Origin of the sequence: Halorubrum sp. ARQ200 (assembly GCF_005435115.1) — an archaeon.
GTDB classification, from domain to species: domain Archaea; phylum Halobacteriota; class Halobacteria; order Halobacteriales; family Haloferacaceae; genus Halorubrum; species Halorubrum tropicale.
In genome coordinates this window covers 43,210-58,006 of record NZ_SGTZ01000017.1, presented here as the reverse complement: position 1 = coordinate 58,006, position 14,797 = coordinate 43,210, and the positions used below count along the sequence as shown (strand labels likewise).

Sequence of the window (14,797 nt, the reverse complement as noted above, 5' to 3'; positions counted from 1 at the left end):
GACGCGGCCGCGTCGGACCGGGGATATATTTCGCCGGGGCCCCTTCCCGGACCCGTGACCGAGCGACTCTACCTCGCGGACGACGCGGTGACGACGTTCGAGGCGACCGTCGAGCGCGTCCTCTCCGACCCGCACCGGATCGTCCTCGACCGGACGCACTTCTACCCGACCGGGGGCGGCCAGCCGCACGATACCGGGACGATCCGCGCGGTCGACGGCGATCAGGGCACTCGCTGGCGCATCGTGGACATCGAGATGCGAGACACGGTGTACCACGAGGTCGAACCGGTCGACGGCACGGCGGGCGCGGACGACGACGCGAGCGACGCGACCGCGCAAGTCTCGCTCCCGGAACCGGGGTCGGAGGTCGCCTGCGAGGTCGACGCCGACCGGCGCGCCGCGCACTCGCGGTACCACACCGCACAGCACCTGCTGTCGGCGCTGCTGCTCGACGAGTTCGACGCGCCGACGACCGGCAATCAGCTGTACCGCGACCGGGCGCGCCTCGACGCCGAGTACGACCGGTTCACCGACGGCGACCTCGGCCGGATCGAGGCTCGGCTCAACGAGCTCGTCGCCGACGGGCGGGCGGTGTCGAGCTACACGATGGACCGCGAGACCGCGGAGGCGACGCTGGACACCGACCGGACGCGGATCGACCTCCTCCCCGACTCGATCGAGGAGCTGCGGATCGTCGAGATAGCGGGCGCGGACGCCGACGACGAGCCGTACGACCGCACCGCCTGCGCGGGGACCCACGTCGCGAACACCGCGGACATCGGGGAGGTCGTCGTCACCGGCCGGGAGACGAAGGGGCCCGAGGAGGAGCGCGTCCGCTTCGCGCTCGCCGACCACGTCGACGCGGACTGACGGCGGCGTGGGCGCCCCGCGGGCGCGTCCGCCGCTCGCCCGCGATCCCGCCGTTTAAATACGATCCGCGGTAGGTTCGGGCATGAAGTTCTGCGACGAGTGCGGATCCATGATGAAGTCCGGCGAGGGCGAGGACCACTGGGTGTGCGACTCCTGCGGCCACGAGATCGGGCGCGACGAGGGCGACGACGAGTGGACGACCGAGTCGCAGGTCGAGTCGGAGATCGTCGACGTGAGCGACGCCGAGGACAAGGGGCTCCCGACGACGACGGCCCAGTGTCCCGAGTGCGACAACGACCAGGCGTACTGGTACATGCAGCAGATCCGCGCGGCCGACGAGTCCGAGACCCGCTTTTTCGTCTGTACCGAGTGCGAGCACAAGTGGCGCGAAGACGACCACTGAGCACCGACGCGCCCGCCCGACCGTTCCTTCCCCGCCCGTCCGTTTTATTCCCGTCCGGAGAGAGGCGGGACCATGGAGCCGCCTGTCGTCCCCCGCGACCGCCTCGAGGGCTGGACGCTCGTCGCGGAGGCGACGGAACGCCCGTTCGAGGCCGGTCCCGTCTCGGTCACGGCGGGGACGGCGCGGTACGAGCGCGAGACCCCGCCCCCGCGGCCGTTCTTCTTCGCGAGCCGGCTCCGCATCTCGCCCGACACCGGACCGAACCCCGCCCTGACCCGGCTCGTCGAGTCCCGGGCCCGCGAGGGGTTCCGCGACCGCCTCGCCGACCGGCGCATCGGCGACCTCGCGCGCCGCGACGAGCGGCGCCTCGACGTCGACGACCCCGCGGCGTCGCCCGCAACGCTCACCGTGTTCCACGGGCGCTGCGCGGTCGACGGCGAGCGGGTCCCTGTGGAGGCGCTGCTCGCGGTGTGGGAGGCCGGTGAGTACCTGCTCGCCGGCGGCGCCTACCCGACCGGCGACGGGTTGGAAGCGACCCGTCAGGGCGTGTTGCGACTGGTCCGCGGCGTTCGGCTTCCGGCGTCGTCGGACGCGGTAGACAGCTCGTGAGGACCGGTCAGCAGGCGACAGCGCCGGCGCTCGACTCGATCGGCGACCCGTCGTCCTCGTAGTCCGCGTCGCCGACCGCGCCGGCGAACATCGGGAGCCGTATCTCGTAGGTGTACAGCACGTCGAACGCCGCGAGCGGGTCGAAGCCGTTCGCGATCGCCTCCCGCCCGGTCAGCCTGACCCCCGCGGCGAGCGTCACGATCGGCTCGCCGTCGAGGCGCCCGGCGGTCTCGACGCCGAACTCGTTGCCCGCGGCGGGGTCGGTCAGCACGGAGAGGTGGACCACCGTCTCCATCGTCGTCCCGCCCTCGCCGTCGCCGATCGTGATGGGGTATCCCCGCCCGGTGAAACAGCGCGTGAGCGGCGGCGCCGCGCTCCGGTTCGCGTCGGCGCCGGTGCCGACGGTCGCCGGACGGTCCGCGGGCGCGCCGCCGACCGACTGGACGGTCGCTCCCTGGACGCGGGCGTCCGCTCCGGACGCCGCCGGTTGGCCCGCGACCGCGCCGGCGCCGACGCTCGCGGCGAGCAGCAGCAACGAGAGGGCGAGGGCGCGGGTCCGTCGCGAGCGCGTCATCGGCCGCCCTTTCGGCCGCCCGGGTTAAAGCACCGCGGTCCGCGGTATCAGTCGAGAGAATCGCCGTCCAGGAGTCCCTCGACGAGCAGCTCCGCGGACGCCACGTTCGTCGCCAACGGCACGTCCTTCACGTCGCAGACCCGCAGCAGCGCCGAGATGTCGGGCTCGTGCGCCTGCGCGGTCAGGGGATCGCGGAGGAACACGACCCCGTCGATCCTATCGTCCGCGATCATCCCTCCGATCTGGAGGTCGCCGCCGTACGGTCCCGAGGCCTGTCGATTCACGGCGAGCCCGGTCGCGTCCGAGATGCGCTTGCCCGTCGTCCCGGTGGTGACAAGTTCGCACTCGTCGAGGGCGCCGGTGTGTCGCTCGACGAACGCGACCATCTCGTCCTTCAGCTCGTCGTGTGCAATGAGCGCGATGCGCATACGTGGCGCTCGCTCCGGCGTCGCTTAAGCGCTCGCCTCGCCGCGGCGTTCACTCCACCGCCGCGGGGCCGTCGCCCGGACCGTCGCCGTCGTTCGGGCCCTCCCCGGTGCCGTGGCCGTCACCGTCGCTGCCGTCTGTTCCCCCGGACGCCAAGGACGCCCCGAACGGGCCGAGCGCGACGCGGGCCAGCGTCCCGGGGCTGTGTCGGCGGATCACCAGTAGGGCGTTAGCCGCGAACACCGCGACGCCGAGCGTCGCGAGCGACAGCCCGACGAGCGCAGCGCGGCGAACGGATCGAGTCCGTCGGGCCGCCGAACGGGGCGGTCTTAAGTCCGTCCGGTGACGAGGACGGGCCATGCCACGCGACCGAGCCACGTCGCCGCTCGGCGTCCGGACGCTCCGCGACGCCGCGGGGGTGTCGTAGATGGGCGGCGGAACGACCGACGGCCGGGCGACGGACGCGCGAGCCGTCGGCGTCGACGTCGGCGGGACGTTCACCGACGTCGCGCTCGCGCTCGACGACCGCCTCGTCACCGCGAAGGTGCCGAGCACCGACGACCAGAGCGAGGGCGTCGCGGCCGGCGTCGAGAAGGCCTGCGAGGCGGCCGGGATCGCCCCCGAGAGCGTGACCGAGTTCTCCCACGCGATGACCGTCTCCGTCAACGCGCTCCTGGAGGGCGACGGCGCGCGGACCGCGCTCGTGACGACCGAGGGCTTCCGCGACGTGCTGGAGATCGGCCGGCAGACCCGGCCGTCGCTGTACGACCTCGACGCCGAGAAGCCGGCCCCCCTCGTTCCCCGGCGCCGGCGGTTCGAGGTCCCCGAGCGCGCGACCGTCGACGGGATCGATCGACCGGTCGACGACGCGGCGATCGAGTCGCTCGTCGCCGACCTCCGTGACGCCGACGTCGAGTCCGTCGCCGTGTGCCTGCTCCACGCCTACGCCCACCCTGAGAACGAGGACCGCCTCGCGGACGCGCTCCGCGACGCGCTCGACGCGCCCGTCTCGACCTCCAACGAGGTGCTGCCGGAGTTCCGCGAGTACGAGCGCACCTCCACCACGGTGGTCGACGCCTACGTCCGCCCGGCGATCGACGGCTACGTCGGCCGCCTCACGGAGCGGGCGCGGGACCTCGGGCTACCGCAGCCGCGGATCATGCAGGCCAACGGCGGCGTCACCGACGCCGAGACGGTCAGGCGGAACGCCGTGACGACCGTCCTCTCCGGGCCCGCCGCCGGGGTCGTGGGCGCGAGCGCCACGGCCGCGAGCGACGCCGAGCGCGACGGGCTGATCACCTTCGACATGGGCGGCACTTCCAGCGACGTGAGCCTCGTCCGGGACGGCGAGGTCGAGCGGACGACGGAGTCGGCGATCGCCGACCGGCCGATCGGCACCCCGATGGTCGACGTCGAGACCGTGGGCGCCGGCGGCGGGTCGATCGCGCGGGTCGACGCCGGCGGCGCGCTCCGGATCGGCCCGCGCTCCGCGGGCGCCGACCCCGGCCCGGCCTGCTACGGGAAGGGGGGAACGGAGCCGACCGTCACCGACGCGGACCTCGTCTTGGGGTACGTCGGCGCGGACACCGACCTGGGCGGCGACCTCTCGCTCGACGCCGCGGCCGCCCGCGACGCCCTCGCCGACCTCGCCGACGAGGCGGGAATGGAGGGGCCGGTCGCGGCCGCGCTCGGCGTCCACCGCGTCGCGAACGCCGACATGACCCGCGCGATCCGATCCGTCACGGTCGAGCGCGGCCACGACCCGCGCGGGTTCGGCCTCGTCGCGTTCGGCGGCGCCGGCCCGATGCACGCGGTCGCGATCGCCGACGGCCTCGACGTCGAGCGCGTCGTCGTGCCGCGCGCCTCCGGCGTCCTGTCGGCGTACGGCCTGCTCGCGGCCGACGAGACGCGCGACGCGGTGCGGACCCGGCAGGCCCCCCTCGCCGAGGTCGACCCCGACGCGGTCGAGGCCGTCTACGCGGAGCTGACCGAGGGGCTGTCGGACGAGGTCAGCGACCCGGCGGCCGCGGGGATGGAGTACGCGGCGGACTGCCGCTACGCCGGACAGAGCTTCGAACTGACCGTCGACGTCGACCGACCGTTCGACCCGGCGGCGGTCGGCGAGCGGTTCGCGGCGGCCCACGAGTCGGCGTACGGCTACCGCGCCGGCGAGCCGGTCGAACTGGTGAACTGCCGCGCGACGGCGACGGTCCCGCGGACGGCCCCGGCGGTCGGCGTCGACGCCCCCGAGGACCCCGGTCCGCGGACGACGCGCGAGGCGGTGTTCCCCGACGGCGCCCGGGAGACGCCGGTCTACGACCGCGATCGGTTCCCGCTCGGCGAGGCCGTCGAAGGACCGGTCGTCGTCGAGGGGCCGGAGAGCACGGTCGTCGTCCCGCCGGGGTGGGGCGTGCGGCTCCGCGGCGACGGCGCGCTGGTCGCGGAGGTGAGCGAGGCGTGACGGGCGCCGACCTCGACCCGGTCACGCTGGAGATCCTCCGGAACCAACTGGAGAGCGTCGCGGCCGAGATGGGCCACGTGCTGATCCGCGGGGCGTACTCGCCGAACATCAAGGAGCGCCAGGACTGCTCGACGGCGCTGTTCGACGCCGACGGGCGGATGGTCGCGCAGGCCGAGCACATCCCGGTCCACCTCGGGGCGATGCCGGACGCCGTCGACGCGGTCCTCGGGAAGGACCCGAAGCCGGGCGACGTGTTCGTCGTCAACGACCCGTTCGCGGGCGGGACCCACCTCCCGGACGTGACGCTCGTCTCGACGGTCGCGCCCCGCGGCGAGGTCGTCGGCTACGCGGTGTCGCGCGCGCACCACGCCGACGTGGGCGGGAGCGCGCCGGGGAGCATGCCGCCCGGCGCGCGGGAGATCTACGAGGAGGGGCTCAGGCTCCCGGCAGTCCGGCTCGTCGACGGCGGCCAGCCGAACGAGGCCGTCCGCGACCTGATCCTCGCCAACGTCCGCACGCCGGACGAGCGGGCGGCGGACCTCCGGGCGCAGCGCGCCGCGAACGCGCGCGCCGAGGAGCGGGTCGGCGAGCTGCTTGACGAGCACGGCGACGCGCTCCTCGACGCCTTCGACGCCGTCATCGACTACTCGCGCGACCGGATCGAGGCCGAGATCCGGGAGCTCCCGGACGGGACCTACCGCGCGCGAGACGTGCTCGAAGGCGACGGCGTGAGCGACGGGGACATCCCGGTCGAAGCCGCGGTCACCGTCGACGGCGCGTCCCTCGACGTCGACTTCGCCGGCACCGCCGACCAGGTGCCTGGAAACCTGAACGCCCCGTTCTCGGTCGCGAAGAGCGCGGTCTACTTCGTGGTCCGCGCGATCACCGACCCGGAGATCCCACCGAATCACGGCTGTTACGAGCCGGTGTCGATATCGGCGCCCGAGGGGTCGCTGCTCGCCCCGCGCCCGCCGGCCGCGGTCGTCGGCGGCAACGTCGAGACGAGCCAGCGCGTCACCGACGTGACGCTGGCGGCGCTCGCCGAGGCGGTCCCGGCGGTCGTCCCGGCCGGCGGCCAGGGGACGATGAACAACCTGATAATCGGCGACCGCGCCGGCGAGTTCACCTACTACGAGACCATCGCCGGCGGCTTCGGCGCCCGGCCGGGCAAGGACGGGATGGACGGCGTCCAGGTCGGGATGACGAACACGCTCAACACCCCCGTCGAGGCGCTGGAGGCGGCGTACCCGCTCCGGATCGAGCGCTACGCCCTCCGCCCGTCGAGCGGCGGCGACGGCCGGCACCGGGGCGGCCTCGGCGTCGAGCGGCGCCTCACCGTCGAGGCGGACGCGACCGTCTCGCTGCTGACGGAGCGGCGCCGGACCGCCCCGCGCGGGCTCGACGGCGGCGGCGACGGCGCGCTCGGCGAGAACCTGATCGACGGGGAGCCGGTCCCGGCGAAGGCGTCCGTCGACGTCCCGGCCGGCACGGCGGTCTCGGTCCGTACGCCGGGCGGCGGCGGGCACGGCGACCCCGCCGAGCGCGACCCCGAGGCGCGGGAGCGAGACCGGCGCGACGGGAAGGTCGACGCGAGCGGCGACGGACCCGACGACGACCGGCGGAAGTGAGCGGCGGCCGTCCGCCGCGTTATCGGACCCGAAATACGCGAGTCCTCTATTACTGATCGCGAAGGATTAACTGTGGGTATTCCAAGCGATAGGTAATGAGTGAAGGGGACCTGAGCCGGGACCTCGGGCTCTATTCGGCGGTGACGCTGAGCATGGGCGCCATGATCGGCGGCGGCATTTTCGTCCTCCCGGCGGTCGGCTACGAGAAGGCCGGCCCGGCGGTCATCTTCGCGTACCTGATCGCCGGCCTGATCGTCCTCCCGAACGCGCTCTCGAAGGCCGAGATGGCGACGGCGATGCCCGAGGACGGCGGGACCTACATCTACATCGACCGCGCGATGGGCCCGCTGTTCGGAACGATCGCGGGCGTCGGCGTCTGGTTCTCGCTCGTGTTCAAGAGCGCGTTCGCGCTCGTCGGCCTCGGCGCCTACCTGCTGTTGCTCGTGAACATCCCATTCGGCCTCGTCAAGACGGTCGCGCTCGTCCTCGGGGTCGTCGTCATCCTGCTCAACGTCGTCGGCACGGAGAAGAGCGGGCAGGTACAGAGCGTCCTCGTCACCTTCGTCGTGCTCGTGCTCGGCGCCTACGTCGTCGGCGGGATCCGGCCGGCGGAGTCGGCGCAGTACGTCCCGTTCACGACCCACGGCGTCGGCGGGATCGCGACCGCCGCCGCCTTCGTGTTCGTCTCGTACGCGGGGATCGGCGAGGTCGCGTCCGTCGCCGAGGAGATCGCCGACCCGGACCGGAACATCCCGCTCGCGATGCTCGTCTCCATCGGCGTGATGATGGCAATATACACGGCGGTCGTGGCCGTCGTCGTCGGCGTCGTGCCGGGCGAGACCCTCGTCACCGGCGGTCCGGGCGGCGGGACTTCCCTCACGCCGATGGCCGACAGCGCGGCGCGGGTGTTCGGCGGCGCCGGCGTCACCGTCGTCGCGGTCACCGCCGTCCTCGCGCTCACCAGCATGGCGAACGCGGGCGTCTTGGGGACCTCTCGGTTCCTGCTCGCGATGAGCCGCGACTCGCTCATCCCCGCGCGCGTCGGGCGGATCAACCCCCGGTTCCTCACGCCGGTGAACGCCGTCCTCGTCACCGGCGCGCTGCTGCTCGCGCTCATCGCGTTCGTCCCGGTGGTCGACCTGGCGAAGCTGGCGAGCGCCTTCCTCATCCTCGTCTTCTCGCTGGAGAACCTCTCCGTGATCGTCTTCCGGGAGGCCGACGTGGACTTCTACGACCCGGACTTCCGGTCTCCGGGGTACCCGGTGTTACAGATACTCGGCGTGATCGGCGGCGCCGTGCTGATCGTTCAGATGGGGCGCCTCTCGATCCTCGGCGCGGTCGGCATCACCCTCGGAAGCCTCGCGTGGTACCTCGCGTACGCGCGCTCGCGGACCGCTCGCACCGGCGCGCTGGCGACGTTCCTCGACCGTGACGACGACGCCACGGACCCGCCGGACGAGGCCGCCGCCGCGGAACAGCGAGACGACTGACGGCGCGGCGCTCTCGCCAGCACGCCAGTTCTCTACCGCCTACTTGAACCGGAACGTCTCCAAGTTCTTCGGCGCGAACGTCCGCATGTTGTAGTCGTGGTACAGCGACGACGAGAGGTCCTGGACCGAGCTCTCGTCGCCGTGGACGCACAGCACCTTCTCCGGGCGCGGGTTCATCGTCTTCACGAAGTTCTCTAAGCCCTGCCGGTCGGCGTGACCGGAGAAGCCGTCGACGACCTCGGTGTCCATCTCCAGGGTGAGCGTGTCGCCGCGGCTCCCGCCGCCCCAGCCGTCGACCGGGATCTCGTCCCAGCCGTTCTGGATCCGGCGGCCGAGCGTCCCCTGCGCCTGGTAGCCGACGAAGACGAGGTTCGAGTCCGGGTCGGGGCCGATGTGGCGGAGCCACGACATTATCGGCCCGCCCTCGATCATCCCCGACGTGGAGATGATGATACACTCGTCGCCGTCGGCGACGTCCTGTCGCTCCTCTTCGCCGCCGTCGATGTGGTTGAACTGGTCGGCCAGGAACGGGTTCTCGTCCTCGTGGAAGATGCGGTCGCGGAGGTCGTCGCGGAGGTACTCGGGGTAGGTGGTGTGGATCGCCGTCGCCTCCCAGATCATCCCGTCGAGGTGGACGGGCATCTCCGGGATCTCGCCCTCGCGCATCGCCTCCTCCAAGACGAGCATGATCTCCTGAGAGCGTCCGACCGCGAAGGCGGGGATGACGACCTTCCCGCCCTGCTCGTACGTCTCGTTGATAACGCGTTTGAGCGCCTCCTCGGAGTCCTCCTGATCGGTCTGGTAGTCGTTGCGGCCGCCGTAGGTGGACTCCAGGACGAGCGTCTCGACGCGCGGGAAGTCGTTGACCGCGCCGTTGAACAGCCGCGTGTCCTCGTAGTGGATGTCGCCGGAGAAGGCGACGTTGTAGAGGCCGTCGCCGATGTGGAAGTGGGTGACGGCGCTGCCGAGGATGTGGCCCGCGTTGTGGAACGTGAGCTTCACGTCAGGCGCCACGTCGGTCACGTCGCCGTACTCCAGCGGGATGGTGTGTTTGATCGCGTCGCGGACCTGCGCGGACTCGTACGGCGGCGTCCGACCGTCCTTCGCCGCCACGTCGAGGTAGTCGAGCGTGAGCAGGCCCATCAGGTCGCGGGTCGGCTCCGTCGTGTAGATGGGGCCGTCGTAGCCGTACTTGAACAGGAGCGGGACCAGCGCCGAGTGGTCGAGGTGGGCGTGGGTCAACACGACCGCGTCGAGGGTCGCCGCGCCCGCGCCGAGCGCTTCGGGTACCTGGAGGTACGGCACCTCGCCCTCAGCGCCGGGCTTGTCGCCGCAGTCGATGAGGATCCGGGTCTCGGGCGTCGAGAGGATGAAGGCGGCGCGGCCGACCTCGCGGCAGCAGCCGAGCGTCGTGATCCGCACCCACTCGTCGTCGGACATCTCCTCGCGGTGGATCTGCCGGCCGACGCGTTCGAGGATGTCGCGGCGCTCCTCGCGCTCGTTCTTCAGGAAGCCGCGGACGTTCGAGACGGTGGAGGACTCGATCGGCGGCGTCCGAACGACCTCGGGGGTCCAGCCGACCTCCTGGGTGATCTCGCGGAGGGTCGAGCCGCGGCGGCCGATCACCATGCCGGGCTTCTCGGCCTCGATGACGACCTCGCCGGTGTCCTCGTGGAAGTCGAGGTCCGTGACGCCGGCCTCCTCGGGGATCACCTCGCGGACCTGGTCCTCGGCCCGCGCCGGCGGCGAGAGGGCGCTCGGGTCCGGTCGGACCGTGATCCGCTTGCGGAGCTTCGAGGCGAGCCGCCGGATCAGGTCGCCGTCGCCGGCGAACCGCTTCGGGTCGCGCGTGTACACGACCAGCTCCGGCCCCTCGTATTTCACGTCGGTGACCGTGATGTCGTTCGGAATCTCCTGTTCGATCTCTGATTTCAACGTATCGAGCTGCTTGTCGACTTGACTCATATCTCACTGCGGGTCGTCGGGGCCGCCGTCGTCGTCGAATCGCGTCGCGCGGCGACTCGGCGCCGATCGATCGGCCGTGACGGGGTAGGCATAGTGGAAGTACTGTCCGTACTGGTTCCGTACGCGGGAACAGCCAGCGAAAACCCGCTTGGATCACGGTACTGCCCCGCCGTTATAAAAGCCTTCGCAAAGGGCAAGCCCCGGCCGACCCAAGCCCGGCCATGCGCGTCACGCCGCAGACGGTCCGCGACGAACACGCCTGGGTCCGCGACCGCGCCGACGTGGTCGTCCCGATACTCAACGACACCCGCGACCGCCTCGGTCGCCTCTTCGACGCCGACGTGGACGCGGTCGCGCCCGACGCGTACCGCCGCGAGGTCGACGCCGTCTTCGCCGACGGCGAGGTCGCGGTCAACGTCGCGGGCTGCGTCGCGCTCTTACGCGACCTCGACGTCGAGGGCGACTACCCGGGCTTCGTCGTCGACGAGGCGCTGGGCCGCGAGCTGGCGGCGACGGTCGCCGGCGGGCGCCCGCTCTCGCTGCTCGCGCAGGCGACGTTCCACGTCGCCGACGTTCACGTGGACCGGGACGCGACGGCCGAGACGGATCGAGACGGCGCCGGCACCGCGGGGGCGGACGACCTCGACGCCGCGCTCGCGGCGGGGTTCCAGACGCGGCTGCCGGGCTGGGACTGGCGGGAGGGAGAGAGCCCGTTCGCGGTCGACGCGGGGGGTAGCGAGTGACGGACGCGCGGCCGTCTACGACGTGACGTTCCTGACGAGGCCGTACACCCGGTCGATCAGCGCGTCGGGAACGAACCGCGCGAGCACGCCGACGCGAGCGACCGTCCCGGGCTGGACTCGCGCGGGGGGCTGGGTCGCGCTCGCGGCGTCGTAGATGGCGTGCGCGACGAGCTCCGGCTCCACGGCCCCCGGGCCGTCGCCGCCCATCAGCTGCGCGTCCTCGAACATGGCGTAGAAGTCCGCGTAGGCGTCGGTGCGCTCGATCCCTTCGCGCTCCTCGGGGTCGGCCTCCCGCTCCGCGCGCTCGGAGAAGCTCGTCTTCACCGGGCCGGGCTCGACGACGACCACGTCGATGCCGAGGTCGGCCACCTCGTTGCGGAGCGCGTCCGACATCGCCTCCAGGGCGAACTTCGAGCCGCTGTACACGCCGCCGCCGGGGATCGACACCCGGCCGGCGACCGACGAGACGTTGACGATGGTCCCGTCGCGCTCGCGGCGCATGGAGGGGAGAACCGCGCGGATCAGCCGGTGCGGCCCGTACACGTTCACGTCGAACTGGTCGTGGACGCGGTCCGTGGTGACGTCCTCGACCGGGCCGAACTGGCCGTAGCCGGCGTTGTTGATCAGGGCGTCGATCGCGCCCTCCTCGTCTAGGATCCGCTCGACGACGCGGTCGATGTCGTCCCGATCGGTGACGTCGAGCGTGGCGAGCTCACAGCCCGCCTCGCCGAGCGCCTCGATGTCCGCCGGATTCCGCGCGGTAGCGTACACGGTCCATCCCTCGTCGAGGAACGCGTGCGCCGCGGCGCGGCCGATGCCCGAGGAACAGCCGGTGATGAGTACCGTCTTCTGCACGCGTCTCCGGTCAGTCTCCGACGCCATAACTCTCCCGACCGACGGCGGTCGAGCCGGAGACGCGCCGGCCGTCGCGCCCGCGGCGCCGACGACTTACTCCTCGTCGCTCTCGGCGTCGTCCGCGGCGTCCTCGTCCTCGTCGGTCGCGAGGAGGTCCCGCTCGTCAAGGACCCCCTCGATGTCGTCCGCGGACAGCTCGCCGTACTCGGGGTCGTCGACGGTGATCGTCGCGACGCCGACGCCGTCGGGCTCCAGTTCGCCGTCGTTCGACTGCGCGAGGGTGTCGAGCGCGAGCCCGACCGCCTCGTCCGTCGAGACGCCCTCCTCGTACTCCGCTTCGAGGTAGTCGCGGAGGTCGTTGCGGTCCGAGCCGATCGACAGCGCCTGCCACTCGTAGGGGGTGCCCGAGGGGTCGGTCTCGAACAGGCGCGGCTCGCCGTCCTCGATGCCGCCGACGATGAGCGCGACGCCGAACGGGCGCGCGCCGCCGACCTGCGTGTACTGCTGGATGTGGTCGGTGATGTTCTTCGTCAGCGTCTCGATGCCGACGGGCTCGCCGTAGCGGAGCTGGTTGATCTGCGCCTGCCGCCGGGCGAAGTCGATGAGCTGGCGCGCGTCGGCGACGTGACCGGCGCTCGCGACGCCGACGTGGTCGTCGGCCTTGTGGAGCTTCTCGATGCTCTCCGGCTCCATGAGGGGGGAGCGGGCGCGCTTGTCGGCCGCGAGGACGACGCCGTCCTCGGCGCGGACGCCGACGCTCGCCGTCCCTCGCTTCACCGCCTCCCGGGCGTACTCGACCTGGTAGAGTCGGCCGTCCGGAGAGAAGATTGTGATGCCGCGGTCGTACGCCTGCTGTTGGGATTGGCCCTGCATGATATCACTCGGTGTCGAACGTCGTCGCGCCGACGCGGCCCGATTCGGTCCGCACGTCGCACGCGTCTCCGCGCACGGTCGCGGTCCGCTCGGCGCCCTCGAACGCGACGTCTCGCTGTGTCGAATTGGCGGTCGCGCGACCCATATATCTTTCTTCACAGGCACGCACCGTCCCCGAAATCCCCCTGACGAGGATCCCGACCGGCTCGCCGTCGACCTCGCTCACGCAGGCTATCGCGGCGCGCGCGTCGTCGACGTGGCCGTGCCTGACGCGGACGACGGCCTCGCCGCTGCCGTCCGCGTGGTCGAACGACAGCAGCGTGAGGTCGGCGTCGGCGCTGCCGGCGTCGCCGAGGAGGTTGCCAGCGCTGTACCACAGCGCGCGCTGGAACGCCCGCCGACCGACCTCGGCGTCCGCCCACGACTCGATGCCGACCGCGACGTACCGCCACCGCGGCCGTAGGTGTTTCGGGAGGTGCTTCACGACGGGGCCCTCACGCCGGGAGCTCCCGGATCCGCTCGGCGACGATCACCGCCACCTGGTCGTGGACGCGCTCGACCGCGGTCACCGCGAACCCCTCGGCCGTGAACGCCTCGACGAGCGTGCCGACGGTCGCGGGGTCGTCGACCTCGGGGCTGTAGAACGGCTCGTCGGGGTCGGGCGCCTCGAAGAACGCCACGTCGCCGAGGACGATCCGGCGCGCGCCCGTCTCGGCCATCACCCGGATCGCCTCGCGCTTCTCGTCGTCCGCGAGGTGGTGGAGCGCGAAGTTCGAGGTGACGACGTCGACCCCCCGGTCCGGGTCGACCTCGGGCCCGCGGAACTCGCCGTACGCGAACTCGACGTTGTCGAGCCCGCGCTCGTCGGCCTTCCGGCGCCCCTCGTCCATCATCCCCTCGCTGATGTCGCGCGCGAGGACGCGCTCGGCGTCCTCGGCGACCGCGAGCGCGATGGCGCCGGTGCCGGCGCCGAGGTCGAGGACCACGTCGTCCGGGCCGGGCGCCGCGTGGTCGATCACGAGGCTCGCGCAGGCGTGGTACTCCTCGCTCTTCGAGTCGTCGTACTCCGCGGCCTTCTCCGAGAACCGCTCGGCGTGCTCCTCAACCGTCTTCTTCATACCTGCCACGTCGGACCCCCGGCTCTATGAAGCCCTCGGAGCGGCGCTCGCGGTTGCGGTCGACCAGCTCGCCCCACGCCCGGAGCCCCTCGCGGACGGCCTCGGCGTCGAACCCGACCGCCTCGCCGACCGCGACCAGCTCTCGGGGCGCCCGCAGTTCGAGGTGCGAGCGGGCGTTCGCGCTCACGACGTACGGCGCGTCGTAGTGGTCGACGATCTCGCGGAGCTTCCGGAGGTCCGCGAGCGCCCGGACCCGCTTCCCGCCGGTCTCGCGGAGTGCCGGCCCGAAGTCGAACTCGACGCGGACGCCGTTGTCGCGCGCCGCCTTCGCGAGGACGTGGTTGAAGTCGCCGCCGGCCGCCATGGGGCGGACGAGCACGTCGACGCGCGGCTGCTCAACCGCGAACCGGTTCAGGGCGTCGTCGCCGCCGACGACGCAGACGACGGTCCGGTCGGAGCGGTAGTTCCCGACCGCGCCGGAGGCGCTCGTCGGACTGTCGGCGTCGATCTCGACCGCGTCGACCACGTCGATCCCGTACTCATCCCCGATGGCGGTCGGGTCGCGGACCGGGCGCTCGGCGCGGCCCGTTCCGACCGAGCCCCTCGCGTCGCCGGCCGCGGCGGAGCCGTCGTCGGCCGGGTCCAGCGCGTCGCGCGACCGCACGACGATCCCGTCGTAGCCGTGTCGCGCGGCGGTCGCCGCCTGGCGGGCGGCGGTCGCCTCCCCGTCGGGGGCGGCGTGAACGGCCTCGTACATGCCCCCTCCTTTCTCGGCCGTGGGT

16 protein-coding genes are annotated in these 14,797 nt (G+C 72.3%); 7 read left to right on the top strand and 9 right to left on the bottom strand.

The genetic code is table 11. The annotated features are described in order from the left end of the window. Window positions 1-54 precede the first annotated feature (54 nt). From EXE50_RS15815 to EXE50_RS15805, 3 genes are all read left to right on the top strand, one after another. Window positions 55-870: an alanyl-tRNA editing protein gene (locus EXE50_RS15815; protein WP_137705527.1), complete on the top strand. Its 816-nt coding sequence runs from the start codon at window positions 55-57 to the stop codon at window positions 868-870. Between the two features lie 82 nt (window positions 871-952). Further along, window positions 953-1,273 (top strand): transcription factor S, encoded by a 321-nt coding sequence (locus EXE50_RS15810; protein ID WP_053771321.1) that lies wholly within the window; start codon window positions 953-955, stop codon window positions 1,271-1,273. A gap of 72 nt (window positions 1,274-1,345) precedes the next feature. Beyond that, window positions 1,346-1,882, top strand: a complete 537-nt coding sequence (locus EXE50_RS15805) for a hypothetical protein (protein ID WP_137705526.1) — start codon at window positions 1,346-1,348, stop codon at window positions 1,880-1,882. A gap of 7 nt (window positions 1,883-1,889) precedes the next feature. Here the strand turns inward: EXE50_RS15805 and EXE50_RS15800 are convergent, their stop codons facing one another. From EXE50_RS15800 to EXE50_RS17545, 3 genes are read right to left on the bottom strand one after another with little or no spacing between them, the layout of a single operon-like run. Next, a complete protein-coding gene (locus EXE50_RS15800) occupies window positions 1,890-2,456 on the bottom strand; it encodes a hypothetical protein (RefSeq protein WP_137705525.1) in 567 nt (188 codons plus the stop codon). 47 nt (window positions 2,457-2,503) lie between these two features. Next, on the bottom strand, window positions 2,504-2,884 hold the full coding sequence (locus EXE50_RS15795) for a methylglyoxal synthase (RefSeq protein ID WP_137705524.1): 381 nt from the start codon (window positions 2,882-2,884) through the stop codon (window positions 2,504-2,506). A 49-nt stretch (window positions 2,885-2,933) separates the two neighbouring features. Further along, window positions 2,934-3,101, bottom strand: a complete 168-nt coding sequence (locus EXE50_RS17545) for a hypothetical protein (protein ID WP_199241378.1) — start codon at window positions 3,099-3,101, stop codon at window positions 2,934-2,936. A 208-nt stretch (window positions 3,102-3,309) separates the two neighbouring features. Here EXE50_RS17545 and EXE50_RS15785 point away from each other — a divergent pair, with 208 nt between their 5' ends. From EXE50_RS15785 to EXE50_RS15775, 3 genes are all read left to right on the top strand, one after another. Beyond that, window positions 3,310-5,343, top strand: a complete 2,034-nt coding sequence (locus tag EXE50_RS15785) for a hydantoinase/oxoprolinase family protein (protein ID WP_137705523.1) — start codon at window positions 3,310-3,312, stop codon at window positions 5,341-5,343. Next, window positions 5,340-6,971, top strand: coding sequence for a hydantoinase B/oxoprolinase family protein (locus EXE50_RS15780; protein WP_053771315.1), 1,632 nt, complete (start codon window positions 5,340-5,342; stop codon window positions 6,969-6,971). The genes EXE50_RS15785 and EXE50_RS15780 overlap by 4 nt, the downstream gene beginning before the upstream one ends. Before the next feature lie 95 nt (window positions 6,972-7,066). Next, complete coding sequence (locus tag EXE50_RS15775) at window positions 7,067-8,461, top strand: APC family permease (RefSeq protein WP_053771314.1); 1,395 nt, start codon at window positions 7,067-7,069, stop codon at window positions 8,459-8,461. A gap of 39 nt (window positions 8,462-8,500) precedes the next feature. Here the strand turns inward: EXE50_RS15775 and EXE50_RS15770 are convergent, their stop codons facing one another. Continuing rightward, window positions 8,501-10,426 (bottom strand): beta-CASP ribonuclease aCPSF1, encoded by a 1,926-nt coding sequence (locus EXE50_RS15770; RefSeq protein ID WP_053771313.1) that lies wholly within the window; start codon window positions 10,424-10,426, stop codon window positions 8,501-8,503. Window positions 10,427-10,647: 221 nt separating this feature from the next. On the opposite strand from EXE50_RS15770, the gene EXE50_RS15765 reads away from it, so the two are divergent. Further along, entirely contained in the window at window positions 10,648-11,169 is a 522-nt protein-coding gene (locus EXE50_RS15765) for a hypothetical protein (RefSeq protein WP_053771312.1), read from the top strand. 15 nt (window positions 11,170-11,184) lie between these two features. Here the strand turns inward: EXE50_RS15765 and EXE50_RS15760 are convergent, their stop codons facing one another. From EXE50_RS15760 to EXE50_RS15740, 5 genes are all read right to left on the bottom strand, one after another. After that, a complete protein-coding gene (locus EXE50_RS15760; protein ID WP_137705522.1) occupies window positions 11,185-12,051 on the bottom strand; it encodes an SDR family oxidoreductase in 867 nt (288 codons plus the stop codon). 66 nt (window positions 12,052-12,117) lie between these two features. Further along, entirely contained in the window at window positions 12,118-12,897 is a 780-nt protein-coding gene (psmA, locus tag EXE50_RS15755) for an archaeal proteasome endopeptidase complex subunit alpha (RefSeq protein WP_137705521.1), read from the bottom strand. A gap of 4 nt (window positions 12,898-12,901) precedes the next feature. Next, window positions 12,902-13,381, bottom strand: coding sequence for an Rpp14/Pop5 family protein (locus tag EXE50_RS15750; protein WP_137705520.1), 480 nt, complete (start codon window positions 13,379-13,381; stop codon window positions 12,902-12,904). Window positions 13,382-13,391: 10 nt separating this feature from the next. Further along, window positions 13,392-14,015 carry a class I SAM-dependent methyltransferase gene (locus tag EXE50_RS15745; RefSeq protein ID WP_137705519.1) on the bottom strand — a complete coding sequence of 208 codons (624 nt, stop codon included), beginning with the start codon at window positions 14,013-14,015 and terminating at the stop codon, window positions 13,392-13,394. Beyond that, window positions 13,999-14,772: an RNase P subunit p30 family protein gene (locus tag EXE50_RS15740; RefSeq protein ID WP_137705518.1), complete on the bottom strand. Its 774-nt coding sequence runs from the start codon at window positions 14,770-14,772 to the stop codon at window positions 13,999-14,001. Before EXE50_RS15740 ends, EXE50_RS15745 begins: the two co-directional genes overlap by 17 nt. Window positions 14,773-14,797: the final 25 nt, after the last annotated feature.

Coding starts and splice junctions, on each gene's coding strand:
- EXE50_RS15810 (WP_053771321.1), top strand. CDS start 953: ATGAAGTTCTGCGACGAGTGCGGATCCATGATGAAGTCCGGCGAGGGC.
- EXE50_RS15805 (WP_137705526.1), top strand. CDS start 1,346: ATGGAGCCGCCTGTCGTCCCCCGCGACCGCCTCGAGGGCTGGACGCTC.
- EXE50_RS15800 (WP_137705525.1), bottom strand. CDS start 2,456: ATGACGCGCTCGCGACGGACCCGCGCCCTCGCCCTCTCGTTGCTGCTG.
- EXE50_RS15795 (WP_137705524.1), bottom strand. CDS start 2,884: ATGCGCATCGCGCTCATTGCACACGACGAGCTGAAGGACGAGATGGTC.
- EXE50_RS15785 (WP_137705523.1), top strand. CDS start 3,310: ATGGGCGGCGGAACGACCGACGGCCGGGCGACGGACGCGCGAGCCGTC.
- EXE50_RS15775 (WP_053771314.1), top strand. CDS start 7,067: ATGAGTGAAGGGGACCTGAGCCGGGACCTCGGGCTCTATTCGGCGGTG.
- EXE50_RS15770 (WP_053771313.1), bottom strand. CDS start 10,426: ATGAGTCAAGTCGACAAGCAGCTCGATACGTTGAAATCAGAGATCGAA.
- EXE50_RS15765 (WP_053771312.1), top strand. CDS start 10,648: ATGCGCGTCACGCCGCAGACGGTCCGCGACGAACACGCCTGGGTCCGC.
- EXE50_RS15760 (WP_137705522.1), bottom strand. CDS start 12,051: ATGGCGTCGGAGACTGACCGGAGACGCGTGCAGAAGACGGTACTCATC.
- psmA (WP_137705521.1), bottom strand. CDS start 12,897: ATGCAGGGCCAATCCCAACAGCAGGCGTACGACCGCGGCATCACAATC.
- EXE50_RS15745 (WP_137705519.1), bottom strand. CDS start 14,015: ATGAAGAAGACGGTTGAGGAGCACGCCGAGCGGTTCTCGGAGAAGGCC.
- EXE50_RS15740 (WP_137705518.1), bottom strand. CDS start 14,772: ATGTACGAGGCCGTTCACGCCGCCCCCGACGGGGAGGCGACCGCCGCC.